The sequence below is a fragment of the Vibrio sp. Isolate22 genome (assembly GCF_022398115.1).
GTDB lineage: Bacteria > Pseudomonadota > Gammaproteobacteria > Enterobacterales > Vibrionaceae > Vibrio.
Genome location: NZ_JAKEUW010000111.1, coordinates 1 through 5,873 on the forward strand (window position 1 = coordinate 1; position 5,873 = coordinate 5,873).

General features: G+C 40.2%; 6 protein-coding genes and 2 pseudogenes. 4 read left to right on the forward strand and 4 right to left on the reverse strand.

Annotated features, from left to right (window positions below; translation table 11 throughout):
* The 3 genes and pseudogenes from L1D55_RS26650 to L1D55_RS26660 all read left to right on the forward strand — a co-directional run.
* Window positions 1-195, forward strand: a pseudogene (locus tag L1D55_RS26650) (IS5/IS1182 family transposase); the annotation flags it as partial.
* Between the two features lie 56 nt (window positions 196-251).
* Window positions 252-401 (forward strand): hypothetical protein, encoded by a 150-nt coding sequence (locus L1D55_RS26655; protein WP_239919455.1) that lies wholly within the window; start codon window positions 252-254, stop codon window positions 399-401.
* A 194-nt stretch (window positions 402-595) separates the two neighbouring features.
* The gene (locus tag L1D55_RS26660; protein ID WP_239919456.1) at window positions 596-874 is read left to right on the forward strand and encodes a hypothetical protein; all 279 of its coding nucleotides are present in this window, start codon (window positions 596-598) and stop codon (window positions 872-874) included.
* A gap of 108 nt (window positions 875-982) precedes the next feature.
* Here the strand turns inward: L1D55_RS26660 and L1D55_RS26665 are convergent, their stop codons facing one another.
* Genes L1D55_RS26665 through L1D55_RS26680 form a run of 4 tightly spaced genes read right to left on the reverse strand, consistent with a single transcriptional unit; the run spans window position 983 to window position 5,216 of the window.
* Window positions 983-2,713: an arylsulfatase gene (locus L1D55_RS26665; RefSeq protein WP_239919457.1), complete on the reverse strand. Its 1,731-nt coding sequence runs from the start codon at window positions 2,711-2,713 to the stop codon at window positions 983-985.
* Between the two features lie 18 nt (window positions 2,714-2,731).
* A complete protein-coding gene (locus L1D55_RS26670; RefSeq protein ID WP_104034857.1) occupies window positions 2,732-3,115 on the reverse strand; it encodes a DUF4345 domain-containing protein in 384 nt (127 codons plus the stop codon).
* A gap of 24 nt (window positions 3,116-3,139) precedes the next feature.
* Entirely contained in the window at window positions 3,140-4,384 is a 1,245-nt protein-coding gene (locus tag L1D55_RS26675; protein WP_104034856.1) for an anaerobic sulfatase maturase, read from the reverse strand.
* A 37-nt stretch (window positions 4,385-4,421) separates the two neighbouring features.
* Window positions 4,422-5,216: a hypothetical protein gene (locus L1D55_RS26680; RefSeq protein ID WP_239919458.1), complete on the reverse strand. Its 795-nt coding sequence runs from the start codon at window positions 5,214-5,216 to the stop codon at window positions 4,422-4,424.
* A 457-nt stretch (window positions 5,217-5,673) separates the two neighbouring features.
* Here L1D55_RS26680 and L1D55_RS26685 point away from each other — a divergent pair.
* Window positions 5,674-5,873: pseudogene (locus L1D55_RS26685) on the forward strand (helix-turn-helix domain-containing protein); the annotation flags it as partial.

The window sequence follows — 5,873 nt, forward strand, 5'->3', positions numbered from 1 at the left end:
AAGTATTGGAAAGAGCGGTATGGATACCACAAGCGTTCACTCTCAGAAACAGCGATGTATCGAGTTAAACAGTTGCTAGGAGGGAAACTGAGCTTAAGAAATTACAATGCCCAGGTGGGTGAAACTTACGCAATGATAAAAGCGTTGAACAAGCTTACTAGGTTAGGTATGCCTAAAACTTGTCGTATTGACTAAGAAATACGCGAAACGGGTTGGCTCTATATCTAAATTTAATTACGCAACAAAGCCCAATGATTGATATAAATGGCGACCTTGACCCTTCGTTACGTGATGCGCCTATAGATCCTCTTACTTACCAAAATATCGAAGATAGCCAAATAAAAACCATTGATGAAAATACTATTGAAATGGAAGTTACTTATGTAGATGGTACTTCTTAAACGGTTACCGGAGTGAAAGAAGGCTCTAACGTTAAATATTTTGTGGACGGTGAGCTTGTCTCTGAAACGACATTAGAGGCGTTGTCAGAAGCTTTTGATGTTAATTCATAGAATTGATAGCAGAGGCGGATTTCATTATTTACCTCTGGTTTGGATATTGTCTGTCAAAAATCAAATTTATTAGAGAGCATAATATGAATCAATTTAGTGCTACTGGTTATGTAATAAAGAGCAGCCTTGAAAGAAAGAACATTCAACCTGCAGACGATATCTCTTATGATGGGTGCAGTTTTATAATTCAAACAGATAACTTTCTTGTATCATGCTGTTCATTGAATAAGTATATCAATAATGCATTTGATAAATTATTGAGTGCAAATGGTAAGGTGAAACTAGACGGCTTTTTGTTTGTTGATACTTATAGCGACAATTCTTCTTTAGCGGTGGTGACGTCAATCACCGAGTTGAATTAAGACCAATGTAAACCTATTTTCATGCCCTGCGGGGTTCATGAACTGATGTTTAGGCAGCCCAAAAGGACGCATGTATATGCGTCCTTTCTAGGTTGTTGAGTTATTATTTTAGTTCGCAGCTGCCAACCACGGATTCCAATCTTCTGCTACTTTCACAATATTATGATCTTTTTCATATTGCTGATAAATCTTCATCATAGCGTTGAATTTATCTGGGTACTTATCTTCAAGAGGTACCGTTTCAGCAGGGTTTTCCTTAATGTTATATAAGTGCCACTCACCATCACCGTACATACCAGTACGAAGCTTCATTAACTTGTAGTCACCTTGAATAACAAAGCCATTACCAAATAGCTCAAAGGCAAACCAGTCTTTCTCAGTGCGCACCGTATCTTTTTCACCTTCTAAGAAGGGTTTCATAGACACACCGGATGGTACAGGGATCTTTCTGTCTTTATAAGCATTTCCCGGGTGTTCTACCTCTGCATAATCGAGCATGGTCATTGGTAGATCTTTTACACTCAGGGTTGTGTTAGAAAGAACATTTTGTTGGTCAAAATTGCTACTCTCTGGCGGTCGTATGATTAGAGGAACGCGGATGCCACCTTCGGCAATAAACCACTTCCACCATTGCAGTGGGCCAGTGGTTGCGTTAGTCCACTCCAGTCCGAGCTGCCTGCTAGAGTTCGCACTGCCAATTGCTTCATCACTCATGTCGAAATGATCGGTTGTCCAATTTTTCCATAAGCTATTAGCTAGAGGTCCAAAGGCATCAGAGCCTTCAGGTCCGTTATCAGGCATATAGATCACTAGCGTATTTTCTAATTGACCACTTTGGCGGAGATAGTCTAATACTCGTCCAATGTAAAAGTCATGGGTTTCTACCATAGCGGCGTAAGTCGCCATCAGTCGAGCTTGAGTTTTCTTTTCTGCCTTAGATAACTCATCCCATTTTTTTGTTAGCGGATTGCCTTCAGGAAATGGTGTCCCTTCAGGGTAAACACCTGCCTTAATCATTGCGTCATATCTTTGCTTTTTTAGTCCTTCCCAGCCAAGCTTTTCGTAGATAGGGACGTATTTTTCGATCAGAGCCGAAGGCGCTTGTAAAGGAAAATGCGCTGTCGTTAGTGCAAGGTATCCAAAGAATGGTTTACCAGATTCACGACCCTCTTCGATATAGTCAATCATTTTTCCTGTGTAAAGATCATCTGAGAAGATGCCACGAACACGGTCAATCTTTTGACCGTTTTCGTAAAACTGTTGATAGGTAACTGGAGGTTTTTTCCCTTCTTTTATCGCTTTATTTGCTGCTTTTGTATTCGGGTACATATCTGTGTTGTCCCAGTGCGCTGAGCCACCAGAATAAACCCCGTATGTTTCTGTAAATCCCCAATCTTGTGGAGGATTGCCATGGCCATCTCCTGAACCAAGATGCCATTTGCCTGAGTGATAGGTGTTATAACCTGCATCACGAAGTAACTCTGAAACGGTAACTGTGTCGCGTGTCATATACCCTTCGTATCCTTTTTTACCTTTAGCAGGTGGATAGAATGAGTAATCAAATGACCCTAAACCAACTTCAATGCTATTAGCCCCGGTAAGCATCTGAGCTCTTGTTACCGAAGAAACCGGTGATGCATGAAAATTATTAAAGCGAATACTTTCTTCTGCCAAGGCACTGAGCGTAGGTGTGTGAATTTCCGAACCAAATGGGGCAAGATCTCCGAGCCCCATATCATCCCCAACTATCAAAAGAATATTCGGTCTATTATCGTCTGCGGCCAGAGCGACAAAGCTCGGGGCGACTAGACCAAAACAAATCGTTATTTTTAGTTTCATACAATCCTTCCTTGAATGTTACTGATTCGTTCTTGTTTTTAGTATTGCTAAGCCGACTAAACCAAAACCTAGTTCTAAGACAATGTAAAGCCACAAAACGCCGTTAGGGTTGCCATCTAGACCAACGCTTAAAAATCGCCCTGCGACTAAGCCGAACATAAAGATGATGAGATTAATTAAGGCACCGGTTGTGTGTTTAGGATTGAATGCGCCAATAACCCAGTAGATAGCGGTAGCTAAATACAATCCCATTACGGCCCTAAATATATGAGAACTTTCAACACTGTTTACGTCAATATTGAACAAAAATGCCATGGATGTCTTAGGGTCAAATCCGTATGACAACGCGATAGGAATTAACCCACCGGTGGCTAGTAGTAGAAATATTTTTTCTTTACTCATAGATACTCCAGTAATCATTAGCAATCATGCTGTTTTGAACTTTCCGTGTTTTACGGCTTTACCATTAATATGTAGTAGCTTGCTTATTCTCGGATCGACGTGGTTAAAAAAGGCTAACCAACCTTTACAAAGGTAATTCAGCCCTTTTTCACCCGTTTGGGTAGTTAGAGTGCGATTTTTAGGGCACTCACCATGGCATGCGAATCGGTATTCACATTCAATACATTGTTTTGGTAGTGATTTTGCTTTAGCGAACCCAAAATCAACTTGCTTACGTGACAACGCAATGTCGCCTAGTTTTTTTTGTGTGATATCGCCGATTTCAAATTCTGGGTATACGTAGTGGTCGCATGCGTAAACCTTTCCGTCGGGTTCAACCGCTAACCCTTTACCGCAAATCTCTGAAAGTGTGCACATTGTGCTTTGTTCACCCATCCAAATACCGATAAAGTTTTCAAAGTAGGGTATATAAACTTTTCCAAAGTCATAGCGCATCCACTCATCGAAGACAGTGATTAAAAATGCACCCCAGTCAATAGCTTGGACTGACCAAGGTTCCATGGTTTGCGTAACAGGAATAATTGCATTGGAACCATTACTTGCCCACTTACTGCTCTGAGCCGAGTTACTTTTATCGACTACGGGAATGAACTGAATTTGGTTTGGTTGAATTTCATCTCTTAGAAAACGATAGACTTCTAAAGGGGATAATGAGGTAACGTCGTTCACACAGGTTAGTGTTGCAAATGTAACGCCATGCTTTTTGAGTAATTTGGCTCCACGAAATGTTTTTGCAAAAGTGCCTCTACCTGCGTGATTTTTTCTATGATGGTCATGGAGCTGTTCAGGTCCGTCTATACTAATGCCAATGAAAAAGTTATTTTCTTTGAAGAACTTGCACCATTTATCATTGATAAGCGTTCCATTAGTCTGAAGGTCGTTGACTATCTCAGAGTGTGCAGGGCGGTATTTGTTTTGGAACTCTACGACCTTCTTAAAGTAATCAATCCCAAGAAGTGTCGGTTCACCGCCATGCCATGTAAATACAATCTCAGGTGTGTTCTGACCTTGGATGTATTGTTTTATGTACTTCTCTAGTAGCTCATAAGACATGGTTTTCTCTGGGCGTTTATCGTAATCGAGAAGTTGTTGCTTGCCCAAGTAATAGCAGTAGGAACAGTCTATGTTACAGACTGCTCCAATAGGTTTTGCTAGCGCTTGAAACTTTGAATGCGCTTTACCTTTGTATTGTGGTACGTTTAATTCCATTTACTACTAACGCTCTTTATTTATCGTTACAGGAAATTTAGAAGTAGGCTGCCCAACCCACTAAAAAGCCTTGTGTTGCAGTGTTGTAGGCAAAGGTGTCTCCATTGTCGTAATCTACCCATGTTGATTTGTAAGATAGATTAATGTCTGACCAAGAATTGAACCTGTACCTGAAACCTGCTTGAAGTGCTGAAGTGAAACTTGTGTCTTTGCTTAGCCCAACGTCGCCACTTATATAGGTACTCCAATCTTCATTGAGCTTTGTAGTTAATCGAGCACCTACTAAATAGTCCACCCAGTCCACCCAGTCCACTGAGGGGCTGTTCCCCTTGTTTATCGAAGGCCCTACATTGTTGGTAGAGTGTATCTTTGTATCAACGTCGTTATCCCACCAACGTATACCAGCCATATAGTCGATAGTGCCAAAGTCATAGGTAAATCTCTTGAAACCTTTGGCCTCAAGTACGCCTTGACGAAGCTCCATCTCAGCACGTATCTTACTTAAGTCAGGCTGTAGTAATGAATCTGTTTCACCACTTAATTTCATGTAACTATAATCTAGATAAAAGCCCCACCTGTTTTCATAAATACTTTCCCAGCGGAGCATAGCGCCCATATCGATATGATCCATAATGAACTCTGGGTCTATATCTACATTGGCATCTAGATTCTTAACTTTACTATCTCCACGTATGTTCAGTGCTTGTGCATAGATTTCTATAGAATTTCGCCATGGACTACTTGCAACTGAATCTAGCTCTGCGGCTTGAGCAGAAAAAGTGCATGAGTAAGGTAGAAGCAAAGCAGTCATTAATTTAGTTTTTACTTGCATGCCATTGATTCCATTCAACTGTTTCGTACATTTTTAAAGCGTAGACTACGATATAAGCGCTTTTCTAGTAAATTCACATAAGCCTGAAAGGTTGTGATGTTTATCCCATAACGCGTTGGTTTTATTGACTTTTGCTCTAATGATTTTTTTACATTACAGATGTAAACAAGAAAGATACATTTGATGTGTATTAGTGGAATACTGGGGGTAACTGATGGAAGATAAAACCTGAAAGTAACTTTCTTACTGCTATAGTTTGGCCGAATTGTACGATTCACGAAAATATCAACTTATGGTTGTTTTAGGCTATATCAACATATGGTTGTTTTTTATAAAGTATTGAATTTAAAGGGATCGTAAATATCAGCTTATGATTGTTTCAACATAGTTTGAAAATCAAGAGCCGCTTTTTGAACTGACCCCCAATAGTTGGACACCAATTATTGGGGGTCTTTTTATGTCCAAATATAGCCGAGAGCTAAAATGTATCATTGCTAAGCAATACTTAGATGGCACGTCATCTCTCTACTTAGCAAAACAATATTCAATTTCTTCAAGACAGATACGGTATTGGGCTCAAGTCTTTGCCATTCATGGTACTGATTCATTTTTGCCAACTAACCATGCGGCTACTGCTCAGACAAAACGAAAAGCATT

What these genes read in the sequence shown, in the direction of transcription:
- L1D55_RS26670 (WP_104034857.1), bottom strand. Translation starts at nt 3,115, where the DNA reads ATGAGTAAAGAAAAAATATTTCTACTACTAGCCACCGGTGGGTTAATT.
- L1D55_RS26675 (WP_104034856.1), bottom strand. Translation starts at nt 4,384, where the DNA reads ATGGAATTAAACGTACCACAATACAAAGGTAAAGCGCATTCAAAGTTT.
- L1D55_RS26655 (WP_239919455.1), top strand. Translation starts at nt 252, where the DNA reads ATGATTGATATAAATGGCGACCTTGACCCTTCGTTACGTGATGCGCCT.
- L1D55_RS26660 (WP_239919456.1), top strand. Translation starts at nt 596, where the DNA reads ATGAATCAATTTAGTGCTACTGGTTATGTAATAAAGAGCAGCCTTGAA.
- L1D55_RS26680 (WP_239919458.1), bottom strand. Translation starts at nt 5,216, where the DNA reads ATGCAAGTAAAAACTAAATTAATGACTGCTTTGCTTCTACCTTACTCA.
- L1D55_RS26665 (WP_239919457.1), bottom strand. Translation starts at nt 2,713, where the DNA reads ATGAAACTAAAAATAACGATTTGTTTTGGTCTAGTCGCCCCGAGCTTT.